Raw genomic sequence first — 20,821 nt, 5'->3', positions numbered from 1 at the left:
GTAAGGCCTTGCACCATCATGCGTCGGTCGGCTACTAGACTCGAGCGGCGATTGGAAACGAGAACGGAGGTGGGCACCGATGTCGAGCACCGACGACAGGCGGTTCGAGGTTCTACGAGCGATCGTGGCGGACTACGTGTCCACTCAGGAACCCGTCGGATCACGTGCTTTGGTCGAGCGGCACAACTTGGGGGTGTCGAGTGCAACGGTGCGCAACGACATGGCGGTGCTCGAGGCCGAGGGGTACATCGCCCAGCCACACACCAGCTCGGGCCGGGTCCCCACCGACAAGGGTTACCGGCAGTTCGTCGACCGGATTGCCGACGTCAAACCGCTGTCGGCGGCCGAACGCCGCGCCATCCTCGAGTTCCTCGAGAACGGCGTCGACCTGGACGATGTTCTGCGACGCGGCGTGCGATTGCTCGCTCAGTTGACCCGTCAGGTCGCCGTGGTGCAGTACCCGACTCTGTCGGCATCCTCGGTTCGACACCTCGAGGTGGTCGCGCTCACTCCGGCCCGGCTGCTGTTGGTGCTCATCACCGACTCGGGCCGAGTCGATCAACGCATCGTCGAACTCGGTGACGTCATCGACGACGAGAATCTGGCGCAACTGCGCAGGCTTCTCGGCGGCGCATTGGAGGGCAAGCGTCTGGCTGCCGCATCCGCCGCCGTGGCCGAACTCGCCGAGAACTCACCGCCCGGCCTGCGCGACGCGATGATTCGTTCGGCCACGGTGCTGGTGGAAACGCTGGTCGAGTACCCCGAAGAACGCTTGGTTCTCGGCGGAACGGCAAACCTGACCCGCAACGCGGCGGACTTCGCAGGCGACGCGGGGTTTCCCGGGTCGCTCCGGGCGGTACTCGAGGCGCTGGAAGAACAAGTGGTGGTCCTCAAATTGCTCGCTGTGACACAGGACACCCGCACCGTCACCGTGCGGATCGGCGAGGAAACGCAGGTCGAGGAGATGCGCGGAACCTCGGTGATTTCCACCGGGTACGGCTCGGCTGGCATGGTCCTCGGTGGCATGGGTGTCCTCGGGCCGACCCGAATGGACTACCCAGGAACAATCGCGTCGGTCGCCGCGGTTGCCAGATACATCGGTGAGGTCCTGGCCGAGCGCTGAGAGCAGCACGAACCGATCGACCGCCGGTAGCGGGGGCAAGGCCGCCGGCACACAGCATCAACGAACGAGATTCATCTTCTAGGACGAAAGAGACGACGTGGCACGGGATTATTACGGGACTTTGGGCGTCGGCCAGCAGGCGACGGACCAGGAGATCAAGCGCGCCTACCGCAAGCTGGCGCGAGAGCTGCACCCGGACGTCAACCCGGACGAGGCCGCGCAGGCCCGATTCAAGGAGATCTCCACCGCATACGAGGTGCTCTCCGACCCGGAGAAGCGCCGCATCGTCGACCTCGGCGGCGACCCGTTGCAGCAGGGCGGCGGAGGCGGCGGCGGTGGGTTCGGTGGTGCCGGCTTCGGCGGCGGCCTGGGAGATGTGTTCGAGGCCTTCTTCGGCGGCGGCGCAGGCGGCGCGCAGCGCGGCCCCAAGGGGCGGGTGCAGCCGGGAGCGGACTCGCTGCTCAGAACCAAGCTCACGCTCGACGAGTGCGCGACCGGGGTGACCAAGCACATCACCGTCGACACGGCCGTCCTGTGCGATCTGTGCACCGGCTCGGGCACCAACGGAGACTCCAAGCCAGTTCGCTGTGAGACCTGCGGCGGTGCCGGCGAAGTGCAGTCGGTGCAGCGTTCGTTCCTCGGCCAGGTCATGACCAGCCGTCCGTGCCCGACGTGCCGAGGTGCAGGCGAGACCATCCCGGACCCGTGCCGCAAGTGCGGCGGCGACGGACGCGTGCGCTCGCGTCGAGACATCTCCGTCAAGGTTCCGGTCGGAGTGAGCAACGGCATGCGGATTCGACTCGCCTCGCAGGGCGAAGTAGGCCCAGGCGGCGGCCCCGCAGGAGATCTCTACGTCGAAATCGTCGAACAGCAGCACGAGGTGTTCGTCCGTGACGGTGACGATCTGCACTGCACCGTGCGTGTCCCGATGGTCGACGCCGCACTCGGCACGGCCGTGTCTGTCGACGCGATCATCGACGGACCCACTGAGATCTCGATCGAGCAAGGTACGCAACCGAACTCGACGACAGTGCTACGCGGTCACGGAATGCCGAAGCTCCGCTCCGGTATCCGCGGCGATCTGCACGCGCACCTCGAGGTCATCGTGCCGACCAAGTTGGACAGCAAGCAGACACAACTGCTCGAACAGCTCAAGTCCATTCGGGATCGTGATGCGGCCGAGGTCGTCACCACCGGTTCGGCGCACAGCGGCGGACTGTTCTCGCGGTTGCGGGAAGCCTTCAGCGGTCGCTGATCCATGGCCCCCACGGTCTTTTACCTCTCCCCGTTGCCGCAGGTCGGCGAACTCGCAGTCCTCGACGGCAAAGAAGGACATCACGCCGCGACGGTTCGACGCATCCGCGTCGGCGAGCGAGTACTGCTCGGTGACGGGGCAGGTGGGTTGGCCGACACGGTCGTCTCGGCTGCGGAGAAGAACCGACTGGAGCTGACCGTCCAGTCACGCAGCGAGATGCCGCCGCCGACTCCTGCCGTGACGCTCGTCCAGGCGCTGCCGAAGGCAGATCGGTCCGAGCTTGCGGTCGAGCTGGCCACCGAGGCAGGCATCGACGCGGTGGTGCCCTGGCAGTCCTCACGATGCGTGGCGCGATGGGAGGGCCCCAAGGCCGTCAAGGGCGTCGCGAAGTGGCGTAGTACGGCAGCCGAGGCGGCCAAGCAGTCACGCCGGGCATACATTCCGGAGGTGGCCGAGCTACACGATTCACGGTCGGTCTATGCCCTGGTGGGCGACATCGTCGAGCGCGGGGGGATCGTGGCCGTGCTGCACGAGGAGGCCACCTCGGCGTTTCGTGACCTGCCGTTCGGCGAGGTGCCCGAGGTCGCGATAGTCGTCGGACCCGAGGGTGGCCTGGACGACCGTGAAGTCGCCGCTCTCACCGAGGCAGGGGCCACCCCAGTGGTGCTCGGCCCGACGGTGCTGCGGACGTCGACAGCAGGGGCCGTCGCTCTCGGTGCGCTGGGCGTACTGACCTCACGATGGACCCAACTGCCGCCCGACTTCCAGACCGCATGAGCGCACGAATCAAGATCGCCTACGGCGAACACCCGGAGCAGTTCGGCCATCTGTACCTGCCGGCCGAACCCGTCGACACATCGACGCCGGTGGTCGTGGTGGTGCACGGTGGCTTCTGGAGTGGACAGTACGGATCGAACCTGGGGACACAATTCGCCCGAGCCCTCGCCCGCGCAGGCGCTGTCGCGTGGAACATCGAGTATCGACGCGTCGGTGCGGGTGGGCATTGGCCGCAGATGCAGCAGGACGTGCGCTCGGCACTCGACGTTGTCGCAGGTGACGTGCAGCGTCACGCGCCGGTCGGTGTCGACGATGTACGCGTTGTCGGGCATTCCGCAGGCGGACACCTCGCAGTGTGGCTCGGCGGCGAGACCGACACGGCGGTGCGCCCGTCGCGCATCGTTGCCCAAGCCGGGGTTCTCGATCTCGAGCCGAGCGCATTCGGACGGACCAACCCCGCGGTCGAGGCATTGCTGGAGGCTCGGTACGAGGACGACCCCGTGCTGTACCGATCGGCCTCGCCTGCGGCCCGTGCACCCATCGGCATTCCGACGATCTGTCTGCACGGATCGCAGGACGTTCAGGTGCCGGTAGCGCAGAGCGAGCGGTACGTGCAGGCCGCGCGGGCGGCCGGAGACGATGCGCGGCTGACGATCGTGCCAGGCGAGGACCACTTCGCGTTTCTCGATCCCGATTCGCGATGCTGGGCGCTCTCGCTCGACGCCGTGCTGGGCCGAGGCGACGAACAATAGGAATGCGCATCGATCCGTCGGCGTTAAACTTCACCGAACACCACTTGATGTCTTCATCGTCGAAACAAGAGAGCAGGCCATAGCCACCACGTGAGTGAACACAGCGAATTCCCCGCCGAGCGCGATGTTCGGTCCACCTTGGAGCTCGCCCCCGAAGCAGTGATGCCACTGCTGGGACAGTCGGACGAGAACCTGCGGGCGCTCGAACAGATGCTGACGGCAGATGTCCACGTACGAGGAAACGCCGTGACGCTCACCGGGAAAGTGGCCGACGTGGCTCTGGCCGAACGGGTGATCTCCGAGCTGGCCGCGCTGGCCAAGCGCGCTCAACCGGTGACACCCGACGCGGTGCGGCGCTCGGTCGCCATGCTCACCGAGGGCGTATCGGATTCACCCGCCGAGGTCCTGAGCTTGGACATCCTGTCGCGTCGCGGCAAGACGATCCGGCCCAAGACTCTGAACCAGAAGCGGTACGTGGACGCGATCGATGCGAACACGATCGTGTTCGGCGTCGGGCCTGCAGGTACCGGCAAGACGTACCTCGCGATGGCCAAGGCCGTACAGGCATTGCAGACCAAGCAGGTCACCCGCATCATCCTGACGCGTCCGGCAGTGGAGGCAGGGGAGCGGCTCGGTTTTCTTCCCGGAACGTTGCACGAGAAGATCGACCCGTACCTGCGCCCGCTGCACGATGCATTGCACGACATGATGGACGACGAAGCGATCCCCAAGTTGATGCAGGCGGGCGTCATCGAGGTCGCTCCACTCGCGTACATGCGCGGTCGTACGCTCAACGACGCCTTCATCATTCTCGACGAGGCGCAGAACACCACCGCCGAACAGATGAAGATGTTCCTGACGCGTCTGGGCTTCGGCTCGAAGATCGTCGTCACCGGCGATGTCACTCAGGTCGACCTTCCCGGCGGCGCGAGATCGGGTCTGCGCGCGGCGTCCGAGATTCTCACAGACGTCGACGACATCCACTTCGCTCAGCTCAACAGCAGCGATGTGGTGCGGCACCGACTGGTCTCCGAGATCGTCGACGCATACGAGCGCTTCGAGTCGGCATCGGACGGTGTGATTGCGAACCGAGCCCAACGCCGTGCCGGTGGCTCGCGTGCGGCGAGACGATGAATTCAGCGGTACGGAAACGGTAATGCAGGCAACGAGAACGTGGGTAGTGGCTAGATGAGTATCGAAGTGTCCAACGAGTCGGGGATGGACATCTCCGAACCCGAGCTGGTCTCGGTCGCCCGATTCGCGATCGCCGGCATGGACGTGCATCCCGCAGCGGAACTGTCGATGGTGCTTGTGGATTCGGCGACGATGGCGGACCTGCACATGCGGTGGATGGATCTGCCCGGCCCCACCGACGTGATGTCGTTTCCGATGGACGAGCTCGAGCCCGGTGGCCGCCCCGATGCCCCCGAGCCGGGGCCGGCGATGCTCGGCGACATCGTGCTGTGTCCGTCGTTCGCCGCGGACCAGGCCGCTGCCGCAGGCCATTCGCTCGAGCACGAGCTGGCGTTGCTGACCGTGCACGGGGTACTGCACCTGCTGGGCTACGACCACGCCGAACCGGACGAAGAGAAAGAGATGTTCGAGTTGCAGAACCGGCTTCTCGCCGAGTGGTACGAGGAGGCCCGGCGGGCAGAGCGGGCTGCCGAACAGGCCGTTCGAGATGCTCGGCTGCTGGGCAAGGCCGGTTTCGTCGACGGTGGGGAGCGATGATGTGTGGGTTCGCACCAGCGGGAGTGCGGGGTTCTAGCGCGTGAGTAGTGCTGTCGCACTCATAGTCTTCGCTGTTCTACTGGTGCCCCTCGGAGGCATGTTCGCCGCTGTCGACTCCGCGCTGAACACGGTCTCTCGGGCGCGCATCGACGACATGGTCAAGGACGAGCGACCGGGTGCAGCCGGCCTCGTCGTCGTGGTCGGCGACCGCCCGAGATACGTCAACTTGATGGTCCTGCTGCGCATCCTGTGCGAGATCGGCGGCGCCGTTCTGCTGGCGGGCGGACTGACTCAATTGATCGATTCGACGACAGCGCTGGTGATCACCGTGGTGGCCATGGTGCTGGTCAGCTATGTCGTGATCGGTGTCGGCCCGCGAACCCTCGGCCGCCAGAACGCGTACTCGATCGCGCTGGCGGCTGCGTTTCCGCTACGGGCGCTCGGTTGGCTCCTCGGCCCGATCTCTCGACTCCTCATCCTCATCGGTAACGCGATCACCCCGGGCAAGGGATTTCGCAACGGCCCCTTCGCCTCCGAGATCGAACTTCGGGAATTGGTTGACATGGCCCGCGAGCGCGGCGTGGTGGCCGACGACGAACGGCGAATGATCCAATCGGTGTTCGAGCTCGGTGACACCTCTGCCCGTGAGGTCATGGTGCCTCGGCCGGAGATGGTGTGGATCGAGTCCGACAAGTCTGCAGGCCAAGCCACTTCCCTGGCCGTGCGTAGCGGCCATTCGCGGATTCCGGTGATAGGCGAGAACGTCGACGACGTCGTCGGCGTCGTGTATCTGAAAGATCTCGTTCAGCGGACGTACTACTCCACCGACGGTGGGCGCGGAGTACAGGTGTCCGAGCTGATGCGTCCGGCTGTGTTCGTGCCGGACTCCAAGCCGCTCGACAGTCTGCTGGCCGAGATGCAGCGAGATCGCAACCATATGGCGCTGCTCGTCGACGAGTACGGCGGCATCGCAGGTCTGGTGACCATCGAGGACGTCATCGAGGAAATCGTCGGCGAGATCGCCGATGAATACGACTCCGACGAGGTAGCGCCCATCGAGGAGCTCGACGATGGACGCTATCGAGTGTCCTCGCGGGTTCCACTCGAAGACCTCGGCGAGATTTTCGGCATGGACATCGAATCCGAGGAAGTCGACACCGTCGGTGGGCTGCTCGGCCACGAACTCGGTCGCGTACCGTTGCCCGGTTCGCAGGTGATCACCCACGGCCTGCTCCTGCGCGGTGAAGGGGGAGCGGACCCGAGGGGCCGCGTCCGCATCACCACCGTGCTCGTCGAAAAGCTCGAAGCCGACGAAGAATCCACCGAGGACGACGATCCGTCGGACGTCACCGACCAACACTGAAATCTGGAGGTGCTCGATGTCCGAGCAGCACAACGAAGAGTTCCGATCCGGATTCGTCTGTTTCGTGGGCCGACCCAACACCGGCAAGTCCACCTTGACCAACGCGTTGGTCGGCACCAAGATCGCGATCACGTCCTCGCGTCCGCAGACAACGCGGCACACCATCCGCGGCATCGTTCATCGTGAGCACGCACAGTTGATCCTCGTCGACACCCCCGGATTGCACCGTCCCAGAACGCTTCTGGGGCAGCGTCTCAACGACCTGGTGCAAGAGACCTACTCCGAGGTCGATGTCATCGGCCTGTGCATCCCGGCCGACGAGAAGATCGGGCCGGGAGACCGGTGGATTCTCGAACAGGTCCGGCACATCGCGCCGAAAACGACACTGATCGGCATCGTGACCAAGATCGACAAGGTCAAGAAGGAACGGGTCGTGCAGCAGTTGATGGCGCTGTCCAAGCTCCTCGGGGACTCCAGTCACGTCATCCCGGTGTCGGCCGAATCCGGTGAGCAGGTGGAGAAGCTGGTCGATCTGCTGGCCTCCGAACTGCCGCCGGGACCGGCGTTCTACCCCGACGGCGAGCTGACGGACGAGCCCGAGGAAATTCTCATGGCCGAGCTCATCCGCGAGGCAGCACTCGAAGGCGTCCGCGACGAGCTGCCCCACTCGCTGGCTGTCGTCATCGAGGAAGTCGTTCCCCGCGAGGGCCACGACAACATGCTCGACGTGCATGCGATTCTCTATGTCGAGCGATCGAGTCAGAAGGCGATCATCATCGGCAAGGGTGGATCGCGACTGAAAGACGTCGGCACCGCGTCGCGCCTGCAGATCGAGAAGCTGCTCGGTACCAGGATCTACCTGGACCTGCACGTGAAAATTGCGAAGGATTGGCAGACCGACCCCAAGCAGATGGGCAAGCTCGGCTTCTGAACGCACCCGTCACCGTAGCCGGCGATGCACTCGGTTTCGCGGTGTGGGAATTCTCCAGATCGTGGTGGGCTACGAAGTTTCGCAGGACTCGGTCCACCAGGGTTCGGGGCGTCTGCGGTGCCACTGCAGCACGTTCTCGAGTTGAGCCGCAACCGACACCAGCAGTGGCTCCGAGGACTCGTGCCCCATCAATTGCAGGCCGATGGGCAGCCCGTCTCTGGTCAGGCCTGCCGGGACGTTGACGCTCGGCCACCCCAACACGTTCCACGGCCAGGTGTACGGGCAGTGCTCGGTGATGACGCGATCGGTGTCGGCGTTGGAGATGCCGTCGATGGCATCGACCCGCGGCGGCGGGGTGGCCGTCGTCGGTGCGAGCACGATGTCGTAGTCGTCGAAGAACCGGCCGATACGGCGTCCGATTCGCGGTTCGGCGGCGCGGGCGGCGCGCAACGGTGCTCCGGCGAGGACTCGGCCGCTTGTGGCATTGGCCCGCGTGCGCGGATCGGCAAGAGACGGGTCGGGTAGCCGATCGAGCCATGCGGCGACACCGGCCAATGAGCGAGGTAAGAAGTTCAGGCCCAACAACATTCCGTACGCCGGATCGTCGACCACCACCGTATGGCCGAGCAATCGCAGCACCGCGGCCATCTCGTATGCGGCAGCGGCGATCTCGGGATCCAGCGCGGCAGGTGTCGGGATGAACGGCTTTCGCAGGCTCAGCGCGATTCGGAGCGGACCGCAGTCGCGACCGATGGCATCGGAGACGGTCACGGGGGCCGGTCGATGCTTGTCACCGTCGTGGCTACCCGAGACCACATCGAGGAGAAGAGCCGCATCGGCGACCGTGCGGGCGAGCGGGCCGATGACGGTGATGCCGTTGAAGGCCTCGGGATCCGGCCAGGTCGATATGCGTCCGCGCTGCGGTTTGATGCCCACGAGATTGGTCCACGACGCCGGGATGCGAACCGAGCCCGCACCATCGGAACCCAGTGCAGCAGAAACCAATTCGGCCGACACCGCGGCGGAGCTGCCGCCGGATGAGCCGCCGGGGGTGCGTTCGCGGTTCCACGGGTTGCGGGTGTGGCCGAAGGTGCCGCTGGTGAACGGCCATTGGCCGAGCTCAGGGCTGTTGGTCTTTCCCACGATGATCGCGCCGGCGGCGCGTAGTTTGCGCACCACCTCCGAGTCCGCGGTTGCGGCCGGAAAGTCGCCGGCGCAGCCGAACGCGGTCGGTTCGCCGGCAATATCGACATCGTCCTTGACGGCGATCGGAACACCGAGCAGCGGAGCGCGCGTTCCGGCGGCGAGCTGGCGATCCGCCTCGGCGGCCTCGGCGAGGGCGGCACTGCGGCGCACGATGCGGAAGGCGTTGAGCGTGGGTTGGCTCCTGCCGATCCGATCGAGTGACGCGGTGACCGCCTCTACCGAGGTGATGCGACCCGACGCGAGCTCGGCGGCCTGGGCAACGAGAGTCGACCGATGAAAATCCACGTCTGCACAGTATCGACCGTGTCCAGCGCGGGAAACGGCCACCGACAGGGTGCCCATGGGACACTGGAGACCGTGAGGCCATACCGTGACAACGCAGTCGTCCTGCGCCAGCACAAGCTGGGCGAGGCCGACCGTATCGTCACGCTGTTGACCAGGGAGAACGGGATCGTGCGGGCCGTCGCGAAGGGGGTTCGCCGTACCAAATCCAAGTTCGGCGCGCGGCTGGAGCCGTTTGCGCACATCGACGTTCTGCTCTATCCGGGGCGCAACCTCGACATCGTCACCCAGGTGCACACGGTCGAGGCGTTCGGTGGAGACATCGTCGCAGATTACGGCCGCTACACCACGGGGTGCGCGGTTCTCGAGACCGCCGAACGGCTGGCAGGTGAAGAGCACGCACCCGCGCAGCGACTGCATCAGCTGACCGTCGGTGCTCTGCGTGCTCTCGCACAGCACATTCGGCCTCCCGAGTTGGTGCTCGATGCGTACCTGCTGCGCGCCATGGGATTTTCCGGCTGGGCTCCCGCCTTGACCGATTGCGCGCGGTGCGCAGCGGCTGGGCCGCACCGGGCATTTCATGTGGCGGCCGGTGGCGCGGTGTGCGTGCACTGCCGACCTCCGGGATCGGCGACGCCGTCGACCGGTGTTCTGGATCTGATGGTGGCGCTGGAGAGAGGGGAGTGGGACTACACCGTCACTACCTCCGATGCCGTTCGCAAGCAGGCCAGCGGACTGGTGGCGGCGCACCTTCAATGGCATCTGGAACGACAGCTACGCACACTTCCGCTCATCGAACGCTCGCACCCGCATCAGGTGCCGCTGGCGCAACCTGGCTCCGTCTTCGCCGACACCGTCGGGCAGGATGGGGACCGTGATTCGACGACGAGAGCCGCAACCTCGGCCTGACGCACAGCCGACGGTGCGCCCTCCCGATCCGCATCCGTCGGGCGCTCGACCGCCGATTGTGCAGCCGGAATTGATACCCCGCCACGTCGCGCTGGTGATGGATGGCAACGGTCGGTGGGCGCAAGACCGGGGTCTGCCGCGTACTGCGGGGCACGAGCAGGGTGAAGCGGTGCTCATGGACACCGTCTGCGGGTGCATCGAGATCGGCGTGCAGTGGTTGTCGGCTTACGCCTTCTCGACGGAGAACTGGAAGCGCAGCCCCGACGAGGTCAAGTTTCTGATGGGCTTCAACCGCGATGTCATTCGGCGTCGACGCGACGAGATGAACGAGATGGGCGTGCGGGTCCGCTGGGCCGGTCGACGGCCGCGGTTGTGGGGCAGCGTGATCAAGGAGCTCGAGGTTGCCGAGGAGCTGACCAAGGACAACACCGTGATGACGTTGACGATGTGCGTCAACTATGGTGGGCGGGCCGAGATCGCCGATGCCACAAGGGAAATTGCTCGACAGGTTGCCGCAGGAAAGCTGAACCCCGAGAAGATCACCGAGGCCACTGTCGCCAAGTACCTCGACGAGGCGGATATGCCGGATGTGGATCTGTTTCTGCGTCCGTCGGGGGAGCAGCGGACGTCGAACTTCTTGCTGTGGCAATCCGCATACGCGGAGTTCGTGTTTCAGAAGAAGCTGTTCCCGGATTTCGACCGCCGGGATCTATGGGAGGCGTGTATCGAATTCGCTTCGCGTGATCGACGGTTCGGGGGAGTGAAATATGAGTGACGATGCGAACGAGGCAGCGGCTGAAGGGCTTTCGTTACAGACACGCGCGCAGCTGGCCTTGTCCCAGTTCGCGACCGTCACGGTCGGTGATGAGGGTTCGCTCGGTTTCGACTATGCCGGTGCACTGTGCTCGTTGCGTGCGGTTCGGCTCTCGCCCGAGCTCGAGGTTCTCTCGCTCACTGCGGTGCTGGCGTGGGATCGGCCGCTCAAGGCCGCTCTGCACAAGAAGGTGGCCGATCGTAATGCCGATTCGCAGTTCGGTGCCATCTCGGTCAATACCCATGACAAGCTCGCAGATGTGTTGCTGCGCTACACCTTTCCGGCCACCGGCTTGGACGACGAGGCCATGCTGACGATGCTGATTCTGGTGCTCGCCGGGGTGGAGAAAGCACGCGAGGGTTTGCTCCCCTGATCGGTCCGCCAAGGCGGGCAAGACTGCAGCGGTGGTGCTTCCGTACGACGGCACCAACTTCTACGTCCCGGTTTCGGCGGAGAACATCTCGATGCTCGATGCGGACCTGGTGCTCTACCTCGGAGCCGGTGACGGTATCGACGTGGTGGCGGAGCACCCGATCGTCGGAACTCCGACAGCCGCCCGCAACGATGCCATCGTTGCGGTGTCCACCGATCAGCGCGGGGCGATCACGTACAACTCGGTGCTGTCGATACCGTTCGCCCTCGAGTCGGTGGTGCCTCGTCTGGCGGGCGCTGTGGCGTGAGACGGGCTCAGCGACCGGCAGCGCTGCATTGACTGCAGGTGCCGAAAATTTCGATCGTGTGGCTCACGTCGGTGAAGCCGTTGGACTCGGCGACGCTCTGCGACCACTTCTCGACGGTGGGCCCTTCGACCTCGATGGTGAAGCCGCACGACCGGCACACCAGGTGATGGTGATGGCCGGAGGAACAACGCCGATAGACCGACTCGCCGTTGTCGGTGCGGAGTACGTCGACGGTCCCGGCGTCGGCGAGGGTCTGGAGGGTTCGATAGACGGTGGTCAGCCCGATGCCCTCGCCGCGTTTACGCAACTCGTCGTGTAGATCCTGTGCAGACTTGAATTCCTCGATGGTGTCGAGCAGATCCGAGATCGCACTGCGCTGCTTGGTCGCTCGTACTCCGACGACGACAGGTCGTCTGGGGGTTGCGGTGTCGGTGGACTTGTCGGTCACAGGTTTCGGCCTTCCTCGGCGTGGGCCACGGCGTCGACGACGATATGGGAGAGGTGATCATCGACCAATCGGTACAGCACCTCGCGGCCGTTGCGTTCTCCACGGACAACGCCGGCTGCCTTGAGTACTCGCAGGTGTTGGCTGATCAACGGTTGGGTGACTCCGAGAGCGACCACGAGTTCGTGAACGCAGCGCTCGGACTCGCGCAACTGAAGCACGATGGCGATACGCACCGGGGCCGCGAGCGCGCGGAGGATGTCGCCTGCCGCGGCCAGCGTCTCCTTCGGCGGAATCGCAGCCGGGGGAGCCGCTGCGAACGGGTCGTCCTGGTGCATCGGATGCTCTGGGTCCTGCCGATGCTTCGAGTCTGATTCCACGGCCTGCTCGGTGGACACGGTTGCGGCTCCTTCGGTCGCCGATTCGGTCTCGGCGCACTCGCCCTGCGTGGTCGACGTCATGACGTCAGGGTAATGCAGTTGTTGTTATTGCAAATCGTAATCATTGTGATATGCATAGGTGCGCATGTCAATTTCCGCGCCCGACCGCTGTTCGGACGCACCCGCCACGCCAGATAGTCTGATCAGGTCCGAAACCGCCCGCGGCACCCCCCGATACGCCGTGACCGAAGATGGAGAGCTCCGCCAGTGGCACCCAAGTCCAAAGTCGACACCGTCGCCAACCTCGCCAAGCGCAGAGGCCTCGTCTACCAGTGCGGCGAGATCTACGGCGGCACCAAATCGGCCTGGGACTACGGCCCGCTCGGCGTCGAGCTCAAGGACAACATCAAGAAGCAGTGGTGGCGCAACATGATCACCAGCCGCGAGGACACCGTCGGGCTCGACTCCTCGGTGATCCTGCCGCGTGAGGTGTGGGAGGCCTCCGGCCACGTCGAGACCTTCTCCGACCCGCTGGTCGAGTCACTGCACACCCACAAGCGCTACCGCGCGGATCACCTCATCGAGGCCTACGAGGAGAAGCACGGTCACCCGCCGGAGAACGGCCTGGCCGACATCCGCGACCCGGAGACCGGAGAACCGGGTTCCTGGACCGAGCCGCGTGCATTCTCGGGCCTGCTCAAGACCTTCCTCGGCCCGGTCGACAACGAAGAGGGCTTGCACTACTTGCGCCCCGAGACCGCGCAGGGCATCTTCGTCAACTTCGCCAACGTGCTGACCACCTCACGCAAGAAGCCGCCGTTCGGCATCGGCCAGATCGGCAAGAGCTTCCGCAACGAGATCACTCCAGGAAACTTCATCTTCCGCACCCGCGAGTTCGAACAGATGGAGATGGAATTCTTCGTCAAGCCGGGCGAGGACGAGCAGTGGCATCAGTACTGGATCGACTACCGCATGAAGTGGTACACCGATCTCGGCATCGACCCGGAGAACCTCCGCCTGTACGAGCACGCTCAGGAAAAGCTCTCGCATTACTCCAAGCGGACCGTGGACATCGAGTACAAGTTCGGGTTCCAGGGCAGTGCATGGGGTGAGCTCGAGGGTGTCGCGAACCGCACCGATTTCGACCTCTCGGTGCACTCGAAGGCCTCTGGTCAGGACCTGAGCTACTACGAGCAAGCCACCGACACCCGGTACACCCCCTACGTCATCGAGCCGGCCGCAGGCCTGACGCGTTCGCTGATGGCGTTCCTCGTCGACGCATACAGCGAGGACGAGGCTCCCAACGCCAAGGGCGGAGTCGACAAGCGGGTGGTGCTCAAGCTCGATCGCCGTCTTGCCCCGGTGAAGGTTGCGGTGCTGCCGCTCTCACGCAACGCCGATCTGACGCCCAAGGCGAAAGATCTTGCGCAGCAACTGCGTCAGTACTGGAATGTCGAATTCGACGACGCCGGGGCCATCGGCAGGCGCTACCGTCGTCAGGACGAGATCGGCACCCCGTTCTGCATCACGGTCGACTTCGAGACCCTCGACGATCACGCAGTCACCATCCGCGAACGCGACACGATGGCTCAGGAGCGGGTGGCTCTCGATCAGGTCGAGGGCTACCTCGCCGCTCGCCTGATCGGCGCATAACACCACACCTTCAGCAGCAGGGCCCGATCTCACGGAGAGATCGGGCCCTGCTGCTGCTTTATGGACGGTCAGAAGCGGCCGCCGCCGCCACCGAAACCGCCACCGCCTCCGCCTCCGCCGAAGCCACCGCCCCCGAAGCCGCCACCGAATCCTCCGCCACCGCCACGCAGCACGCTGTTGATCAGGATTCCGCCGAGCACGGCACCGGCGACATTGCTGCCGCTACCTCCGCCACGTGGGCCGTGACGGTTTTCCCAGTTCCGCACATCGGACTGGGCGATCTGCGACGCGCGCGAGGCCAACTGGCTGGCGGCATGCGCATGCTTGAGGGCCTCCTCGGGGTTCTCGGGTTCGAGCTGACGAGCCGCCGCGAGATGCCGTTCGGCCTCGGACAACCGAGTTCGAGCATCGGCACCCACCCCGCCGCGCCGTGTCGAGATATAATCCGCCGCTGCGGTGATCTGCGCCTGAGCGGCCGCAATATCTCGATCCAGCCGCGCCCGCAACTGGTCCTCGGCGGCTTTCTCCTTCGATGCCTCGTCGACGATCTTCTCGAGTTCGGCGTCGGCCTCGGACAACGCGGTGTAGCTACCGAGCGGATCCGAGGACTGCGCCGTCTCTGCGTTCTTCAGCGCTGTCTGCGCCGCGGAGACTGCCGCCTGCAACTCGGCGCCACCGTGTTCGACCAACCCACGTGCCTGCTCGATGTCGCGTCGGACGTCGGCGATGGCGTCGGGCAGGGTGGCGATCGCGTGGCCGATGTCGTCCCGGGCGTGGTCGACGCCATCGAGCAGGGTTCTGGCCTGATCGACGGCTCGCTCGGCCGTACGGATCGCGGTCACCGCAGGACCTTGCTTTCCGGGCGGCAGCGCCGCAGCTTTGCGGCCGGCCTCGATGTTCTCCTCGGCCAGGGCCAGCCGTTCCTTGGCCATCGTGACGTTGTCTGCGATGGAGGACAATGCGGTCGCGGCGAAGTCCGAATGCAGCTGAGCAAGAACCGATTCGGACTGAGGAATTCGCACCGTCAACTCGACGACGGCTTGGGTCAGTTCGTCGAGGTGGGATCCGGCGTTCATCACCAGGTCACGGAATCCATCGAATTCCTCGACGCGTGAATCGAGTTCGCGATCGGCTTGTCCGCAGGAGGAGATGATCTCGACCAGCATCGCCCGCCGCTGGTCCGGGGTTTCGGGAATGGCGTCGTCCAGGCGTTGTCTAATTTCGAAGGCAGAGGCCAGGGCTTTTTTGGCGTTGTCGTGGGCGGTGATGAACGGCGCGGCCGCGGAATCTCCGAATTCGCCTCGTGCGAGGGACAATTCCTCGTTGCTCGCACGAACGGCGTTGTCGGTTTCGATCAGAATTTCCTTGGCCCGGGTGTCGAGTACATCGATCGGGAATCGAGCGAGGGCAGCCGGATCGCTCGGATCGATCTCGGCTATCGCGTCGACCTCGGCGGCGACGCGCGCCTTCTTGCGCCGCGAGGAGTAGACAACGGCTCCGCCGCCCGCCACGGCCAGGGCTCCGACGCCGATCAGCAGCGGAACCGACGATCCACCGCTGCCGCTCGAGGCGTAGGCGTCGCCGAGGGCACCGGCCGCTGCTATCGCGGCACCGGACCAATCTTCCTCGCGCAGGGCTGGTTCGAGGTCGTTGACTCGAATGTCGTCCTGCTCGGAGCTGGTGATCTGCGTCAGCCCGGTATTGACGCCGAGGTAGTACGAACGGTCGACGGTCGCCACAGCGAGAAGGATGTCGCGCTGACCGAGGTCACTTCTCTGAGCGGTCTGTTCAGCCCAGTTCGCTGCCGACATGTTGTCGAAATCCGCAACGTAGGTGACCCACAACCGAAGCTGGCTGCTGCTGTAGAGGTCGTCGATGGAGGTCTGCACCTCCGCCATCGAGTCGGGGTCGAGGGCCTGGACGGTGTCGGTGATCTGAGTAGCGAGCCGCGACGGTGCCTCGGCGGACGCGACCCCCGGAGCGAGCAGGACCGCGGCGAACAGGGTCAGCGCGCCCGTGGCGGCGAGCCGACGGAATCGATGGACTGACCTTCTGACGTCTGTGGCGTTGGTATGCCGCCGGTGCTGGACTGCCATGGCGTGAAATCTACCGGCTGTGCGCCGGCGAGATCGAGAAGGTCGATGTGCATGCATGACAGTTGTCACTGCGCAATCGTGACGGTCGGACGAGGTCGATGCTCCTCGATCGCAGGAGAGTTGTTCCCATGACCACAACGAATGCAGTCGAACTGCGAGACGTCACCAAGACCTACGGCTCGGTCCGGGCGGTGGACGGGCTCAGTCTGTCGATCGAACCGGGCGAGGTCGTCGCGTTCCTCGGACCGAACGGAGCGGGAAAGACCACGACGATCGACATCATGCTCGGCCTCGCGACACCCACGACCGGTTCGGTCTCGGTATTCGGCGGTACCCCCGCGGACGCGATCTCCCAGGGACGTATCTCGGCCGTGATGCAGACCGGTGGCTTGCTCCGCGACCTGACCGTCCGCGAAACCGTCGAGCTGACCGCGGCGTTGTTCGCCCACACCCGTTCGGTGCAGGAAGTGCTCACCCGGGCAGGCATCGCCGACATCGGAGATCGCCGAGTCGCGAAGTGCTCCGGTGGTCAGCAGCAACGGCTGCGGTTTGCGCTCGCACTGCTGCCCGATCCGGATCTGCTGGTGTTGGACGAGCCGACCACCGGCATGGACGTCGAAGGACGCCGCGACTTCTGGAATGCCATTCGCGAGGACGCCAGCACGGGTCGAACAGTCCTCTTCGCAACGCACTACCTGGACGAGGCCGATGCCTATGCCGATCGCATCGTGCTGGTTCGGCACGGCAAGATCGTTGCCGACGGCAGTGCCGCCGAGGTGAAGAACCTGGCCGCAGGACGCACCGTCACCGCCACGCTGCCCGGCGTCGACCCGTCGCAGTTGCTCGCACTGCCCGGGGTGGACAGCGTCGAATCGCGGGGCGATCGGGTGATCGTGCACGGACGCGATTCGGACGCCGTGGCTCGATACCTGCTCAACGACGCGCACGCGACCGACCTGGAAATTGTCTCGCGCAACCTCGAGGACGCGTTCCTCGCCCTGACAACCGATTCCGAAAACGACTTCGCTGGGAGCGTCCGATGACTACTACCACCACCACTCAACTCACCACCCGCACGGGCGGCAGAGCCGTTGCCTGGGGCGGATTCTCGCCGACGTTCCTGAGACTGGAAATTCGCCGTCTGTTCCGCAACAAGCGGACGCTGATCTTCACGTTGGTGATGCCGCCGGTGTTCTTCGTCATCTTCGGTACGCAGTCGGACTTCAAGACCGACTACGCCTTCGCGCACGGCAACGTCACCGGTTACATCGCCATCAGTATGGCCGTCTACGGGGCGATGCTCGCCACTACCAGCGGGGGCGCGATGGTCTCGGTCGAGCGGGCCCAAGGTTGGAGCCGCCAGCTGCGGTTGACTCCGCTCAAACCCGTCGCGTACATCGTCACCAAAGTTCTCGTGGCCATGACGATGGGTGCTGCCGCAATCGTCGTCGTGTGCGTCGTCGCGAAGTTCTTCGGTGCCGACATGCCGATCTGGGTGTGGCTTGCCTGCGCAGTGATCGCCTGGCTCGGGTCCGCTGTGTTCGCCGCGTTCGGTTTGTTCATGGGCTACCTGTTGCCGTCGGAGAACGTCATGCAGATCCTCGGACCGGTGCTCGCCTTCCTGGCGTTGGCCGGCGGATTGTTCGTCCCCCTCGGCGACAGCGGCTGGTTTCCGATGCTGGCCAAGTTCACCCCGCTCTACGGCCTCGCCACGGTGGCCCGGGCACCGTTCACCTCGGCCGATACCGGCACCCTCGTGATCGCCGTGATCAACCTGGTGGTGTGGGCCGCGGTGTTCGTCGCCGGAGCGGCCCTGCTGTTCCGAAAAGACACCAAGCGTGCCTGACGCGGAAACCGCTGATCGTGTCGCCCACGGGGATACCGTGGGCGACATGGCCACGTTCACCGCTGATCTGCCCGAGGGCAGGGTGTGGCGATACGGTTGGTTGTTCGGGGCCATCTGGCTGATCTATCTGATCTATCCGCTCAACGAGATACTGGGCCTCGAGTCCGTGGTTGCTCGGGTTTTCGGCATCATCGTGATCGTCGCATTCTGTGTCGTGTTCACCACCACGTTCTGGCGATTCCGCAACGGCCATCGCCGTGGACATCCGCTGCCGACCTCGCGGGCGTGGATTGCGTTGGCTGCCATGGTCGCATTGACCGTGGCAATGAGCGCCTTGATCGGAACCTCCGGATTCGGCGCGACCGTCTACGTCGCGGTCCTGGCGATGATGACCCTGCCGGTCCGGCAAGCGTGGACGTTGGTCGCGGTGATGGTACTGATCATCGAGACAGCACCCCGAGTCGTCTCGTCCTGGGAGCCAGACAATTTCTTCGTATTCCAATTGCTGATCAGTTCGGCTGCGGCGTGGGGCATCACTCAGGTGTTCCAGCGCAACCACGAACTCGCGGTGGCGCGGCAACAATTGGCAGATCTGGCCATAGTCGCAGAACGCGAGCGAATGAGTCGAGACGTCCACGACATACTCGGGCACTCGTTGACGGTCATCACCGTCAAGAGCGAGCTGGCCGGCCGTCTGCTCGAGATCGATCCGGAACGCGCTGCCGTCCAGATCGCCGAACTGGAAGTCCTCGCAAGGCAAGCTCTCGCGGATGTTCGCAGCACTGTCGGCGGCTTGCGGCAGGTCGATATCGGGACCGAATTGGCCAACGCGCGGACGGCTCTGACGGCAACGGGCATCGAGGCCGATCTTCCAGCCGACGCCGATCTCGTGCCGCTCCGTCACCGAGAGCTCTTCGGTTGGGTCATCCGGGAGGCGGTGACCAACGTGGTGCGACACTCCAGCGCCCGGCACTGCCGGGTGACGTTGACGGCATCGAGCATCTCGATCGTCGACGACGGCTGCGGGCCCGCCGAGGGGACCGGTGACGGCAACGGGCTGCGCGGTCTCGGCGAACGAGTGGCGGCCGCCGGTGGTTCACTGACGATCGGCCGGGTTCCGACCGGTGGATTCAAGGTGGAGGTGCACTGTGAATAGACCTACAGCGAATAGACCTACGGCGCGATGAGCATCAGACTGTTGTTGGCCGACGACCAGGCGCTGGTGCGGGGCGCTCTCGCGGCGCTGTTGGGTCTCGAACACGATCTCGACGTGGTCGCCGAGGTGGGCCGGGGTGACGAAGTGATCCCGGCCGTGCTCGAACATCGGCCCGACGTGGTTCTCCTCGACGTGGAGATGCCGGGCAAGAACGGTATCGATGTCGCGGCCGAGCTGGCACTGGTGGCACCGGAGGCGAGGGTGCTGATCGTCACCACCTTCGGTCGACCCGGATATCTACGTCGCGCGATCGACGCAGGCGCATCGGGATTCGTGGTCAAAGACACCCCCGCCAAACAACTGGCCGACGCCGTCCGGCGTGTGCACATGGGACTTCGCGTGGTCGATCCGACCCTCGCGACCGAGACCCTGACCGACGGAATATCACCACTGACGGCCCGCGAGCAGGAAGTTCTTCGCGCGGCGGCGCAGGGTGGGACGGCCGGCTCCATCGCCGCAACAGTGCACCTGTCCGAAGGCACGGTGCGCAATCACCTGTCCTCTGCGATCGGCAAGACCGGTACCAGCACCCGGGCCGAAGCTGTCCGGGTTGCCGAGGAGCGCGGCTGGCTGTAGCTCGGCCCGCGAGATCGACTCGAGGCGCGCCGTGACCGTACCGATGCGCGGGCCTGGCAAACTCGAGGTGTGAATTCAACTCTCGACCGAGATTCGTACGGCGATCCGTACGGCGATCGGTATGCCCCCGACTCCGGTCCCGAGCGCCTCGGGTTCTTCGGCACGCTCGGGCGCTGGACCGGCCGGTTGGTCGCGGGAGTGGTCCTGATGGCGGTGGTGCTGGTCGCCGGAACAGCGATTCGCGTATGGCAGGTCGCTCGCATCGACGACTACTCGAAGGCAGATGCCATCGTGGTGCTCGGCGCTGCGCAGTACAGCGGTACGCCCTCGACGGTGTTCGAGGCCAGACTGTCTCAGGCCGCTGCACTGTACGAACGGGGCATCGCTCCCGAGATCGTCACCGTCGGCGGCAAACAGGAGGGCGATCTGTTCACGGAGGCGGCGTCGGGGCGCAACTATCTGATCGACCAGGGCGTTCCGCCGGACGCGATAGTGGCCGTCGAGACCGGCTCGGACACTCTCGAGAGCATCGAAGCTGTGAGCGAGACACTCCGCGCACAGGGCAAGTCGTCCGTCGTACTGGTCAGCGATCCCTGGCACTCGCTTCGCACTCGGACGATGGCGCGCGATGCCGGACTCGACGCGTGGACCTCACCGACACGCACCGGCCCAGCTGTCTACACCCGAGAATCGCAGGCACACGGGATCGCCAGGGAGACCGGCGCTCTGCTGTGGTACCAGCTGACTCACTTCACCGCAGACTTCTCCTACACGGCAGGCCAGTGA

The 20,821-nt window shown here is 65.1% G+C and carries 22 protein-coding genes; 18 read left to right on the top strand and 4 right to left on the bottom strand.

All coding sequences use genetic code 11. The features are described from left to right. The first annotated feature begins 79 nt into the window (after positions 1–79). The 8 genes from hrcA to era all read left to right on the top strand — a co-directional run bounded on the left by hrcA (position 80) and on the right by era (position 7,932). Positions 80–1,123, top strand: coding sequence for a heat-inducible transcriptional repressor HrcA (hrcA, locus tag J1M87_RS09715; protein ID WP_206489342.1), 1,044 nt, complete (start codon positions 80–82; stop codon positions 1,121–1,123). A gap of 97 nt (positions 1,124–1,220) precedes the next feature. Beyond that, positions 1,221–2,378, top strand: a complete 1,158-nt coding sequence (dnaJ, locus tag J1M87_RS09710) for a molecular chaperone DnaJ (RefSeq protein ID WP_206489341.1) — start codon at positions 1,221–1,223, stop codon at positions 2,376–2,378. 3 nt (positions 2,379–2,381) lie between these two features. Continuing rightward, positions 2,382–3,155, top strand: a complete 774-nt coding sequence (locus tag J1M87_RS09705; protein WP_206489340.1) for a 16S rRNA (uracil(1498)-N(3))-methyltransferase — start codon at positions 2,382–2,384, stop codon at positions 3,153–3,155. Next, complete coding sequence (locus J1M87_RS09700; protein WP_206489339.1) at positions 3,152–3,907, top strand: S9 family peptidase; 756 nt, start codon at positions 3,152–3,154, stop codon at positions 3,905–3,907. The genes J1M87_RS09705 and J1M87_RS09700 overlap by 4 nt, the downstream gene beginning before the upstream one ends. A gap of 90 nt (positions 3,908–3,997) precedes the next feature. Further along, positions 3,998–5,041 carry a PhoH family protein gene (locus J1M87_RS09695; protein ID WP_206489338.1) on the top strand — a complete coding sequence of 348 codons (1,044 nt, stop codon included), beginning with the start codon at positions 3,998–4,000 and terminating at the stop codon, positions 5,039–5,041. Between the two features lie 54 nt (positions 5,042–5,095). Next, positions 5,096–5,638 carry an rRNA maturation RNase YbeY gene (ybeY, locus tag J1M87_RS09690; RefSeq protein WP_206489337.1) on the top strand — a complete coding sequence of 181 codons (543 nt, stop codon included), beginning with the start codon at positions 5,096–5,098 and terminating at the stop codon, positions 5,636–5,638. Positions 5,639–5,678: 40 nt separating this feature from the next. Next, positions 5,679–7,001, top strand: a complete 1,323-nt coding sequence (locus tag J1M87_RS09685; RefSeq protein WP_206489336.1) for a hemolysin family protein — start codon at positions 5,679–5,681, stop codon at positions 6,999–7,001. A gap of 16 nt (positions 7,002–7,017) precedes the next feature. Beyond that, positions 7,018–7,932, top strand: coding sequence for a GTPase Era (era, locus tag J1M87_RS09680; RefSeq protein ID WP_206489335.1), 915 nt, complete (start codon positions 7,018–7,020; stop codon positions 7,930–7,932). 69 nt (positions 7,933–8,001) lie between these two features. Here era and J1M87_RS09675 read toward each other — a convergent pair whose 3' ends face one another. After that, positions 8,002–9,480 carry an amidase gene (locus tag J1M87_RS09675; protein WP_241256628.1) on the bottom strand — a complete coding sequence of 493 codons (1,479 nt, stop codon included), beginning with the start codon at positions 9,478–9,480 and terminating at the stop codon, positions 8,002–8,004. A gap of 15 nt (positions 9,481–9,495) precedes the next feature. Between J1M87_RS09675 and recO the strand changes: the two genes are divergently transcribed. The 4 genes from recO to J1M87_RS09655 are packed head-to-tail and all read left to right on the top strand — an operon-like array spanning position 9,496 to position 11,823. Then, positions 9,496–10,329, top strand: a complete 834-nt coding sequence (gene recO, locus J1M87_RS09670) for a DNA repair protein RecO (RefSeq protein WP_206489333.1) — start codon at positions 9,496–9,498, stop codon at positions 10,327–10,329. Next, positions 10,286–11,104, top strand: a complete 819-nt coding sequence (locus tag J1M87_RS09665; RefSeq protein ID WP_206489332.1) for an isoprenyl transferase — start codon at positions 10,286–10,288, stop codon at positions 11,102–11,104. Before recO ends, J1M87_RS09665 begins: the two co-directional genes overlap by 44 nt. After that, positions 11,097–11,516, top strand: a complete 420-nt coding sequence (locus J1M87_RS09660; protein ID WP_206489331.1) for a hypothetical protein — start codon at positions 11,097–11,099, stop codon at positions 11,514–11,516. The genes J1M87_RS09665 and J1M87_RS09660 overlap by 8 nt, the downstream gene beginning before the upstream one ends. Positions 11,517–11,547: 31 nt before the next feature. Continuing rightward, positions 11,548–11,823 carry a hypothetical protein gene (locus J1M87_RS09655; RefSeq protein WP_206489330.1) on the top strand — a complete coding sequence of 92 codons (276 nt, stop codon included), beginning with the start codon at positions 11,548–11,550 and terminating at the stop codon, positions 11,821–11,823. Positions 11,824–11,830: 7 nt separating this feature from the next. On the opposite strand, the gene J1M87_RS09650 is transcribed toward J1M87_RS09655, so the two are convergent. Both J1M87_RS09650 and J1M87_RS09645 read right to left on the bottom strand, forming a co-directional pair. Next, a complete protein-coding gene (locus J1M87_RS09650; protein ID WP_206489329.1) occupies positions 11,831–12,271 on the bottom strand; it encodes a Fur family transcriptional regulator in 441 nt (146 codons plus the stop codon). After that, a complete protein-coding gene (locus J1M87_RS09645) occupies positions 12,268–12,606 on the bottom strand; it encodes a metalloregulator ArsR/SmtB family transcription factor (RefSeq protein ID WP_206489629.1) in 339 nt (112 codons plus the stop codon). The genes J1M87_RS09650 and J1M87_RS09645 overlap by 4 nt, the downstream gene beginning before the upstream one ends. Before the next feature lie 309 nt (positions 12,607–12,915). On the opposite strand from J1M87_RS09645, the gene J1M87_RS09640 reads away from it, so the two are divergent. Then, positions 12,916–14,301 (top strand): glycine--tRNA ligase, encoded by a 1,386-nt coding sequence (locus tag J1M87_RS09640; protein ID WP_206489328.1) that lies wholly within the window; start codon positions 12,916–12,918, stop codon positions 14,299–14,301. A gap of 68 nt (positions 14,302–14,369) precedes the next feature. Here the strand turns inward: J1M87_RS09640 and J1M87_RS28995 are convergent, their stop codons facing one another. Then, positions 14,370–16,397 (bottom strand): TPM domain-containing protein, encoded by a 2,028-nt coding sequence (locus J1M87_RS28995; protein WP_274610872.1) that lies wholly within the window; start codon positions 16,395–16,397, stop codon positions 14,370–14,372. 128 nt (positions 16,398–16,525) lie between these two features. Between J1M87_RS28995 and J1M87_RS09630 the strand changes: the two genes are divergently transcribed. The 5 genes from J1M87_RS09630 (at position 16,526) to J1M87_RS09610 (ending at position 20,821) form a co-directional block, all read left to right on the top strand. Then, a complete protein-coding gene (locus J1M87_RS09630; protein ID WP_206489327.1) occupies positions 16,526–17,440 on the top strand; it encodes an ABC transporter ATP-binding protein in 915 nt (304 codons plus the stop codon). Continuing rightward, the gene (locus J1M87_RS09625) at positions 17,437–18,243 is read left to right on the top strand and encodes an ABC transporter permease (protein WP_206489326.1); all 807 of its coding nucleotides are present in this window, start codon (positions 17,437–17,439) and stop codon (positions 18,241–18,243) included. Before J1M87_RS09630 ends, J1M87_RS09625 begins: the two co-directional genes overlap by 4 nt. 46 nt (positions 18,244–18,289) lie before the next feature. Continuing rightward, positions 18,290–19,399 (top strand): sensor histidine kinase, encoded by a 1,110-nt coding sequence (locus J1M87_RS09620; RefSeq protein ID WP_241256627.1) that lies wholly within the window; start codon positions 18,290–18,292, stop codon positions 19,397–19,399. Between the two features lie 27 nt (positions 19,400–19,426). Next, positions 19,427–20,035: a response regulator transcription factor gene (locus tag J1M87_RS09615; RefSeq protein ID WP_206489324.1), complete on the top strand. Its 609-nt coding sequence runs from the start codon at positions 19,427–19,429 to the stop codon at positions 20,033–20,035. Positions 20,036–20,104: 69 nt separating this feature from the next. After that, positions 20,105–20,821, top strand: coding sequence for a YdcF family protein (locus tag J1M87_RS09610; protein ID WP_206489323.1), 717 nt, complete (start codon positions 20,105–20,107; stop codon positions 20,819–20,821).

Origin of the sequence: Rhodococcus sp. KRD162 (assembly GCF_017168335.1) — a bacterium.
Classification (GTDB): domain Bacteria; phylum Actinomycetota; class Actinomycetes; order Mycobacteriales; family Mycobacteriaceae; genus Rhodococcoides.
The sequence above is the reverse complement of the archived record's forward strand: the minus strand, read 5'-3'. Positions and strand labels throughout refer to the sequence as shown.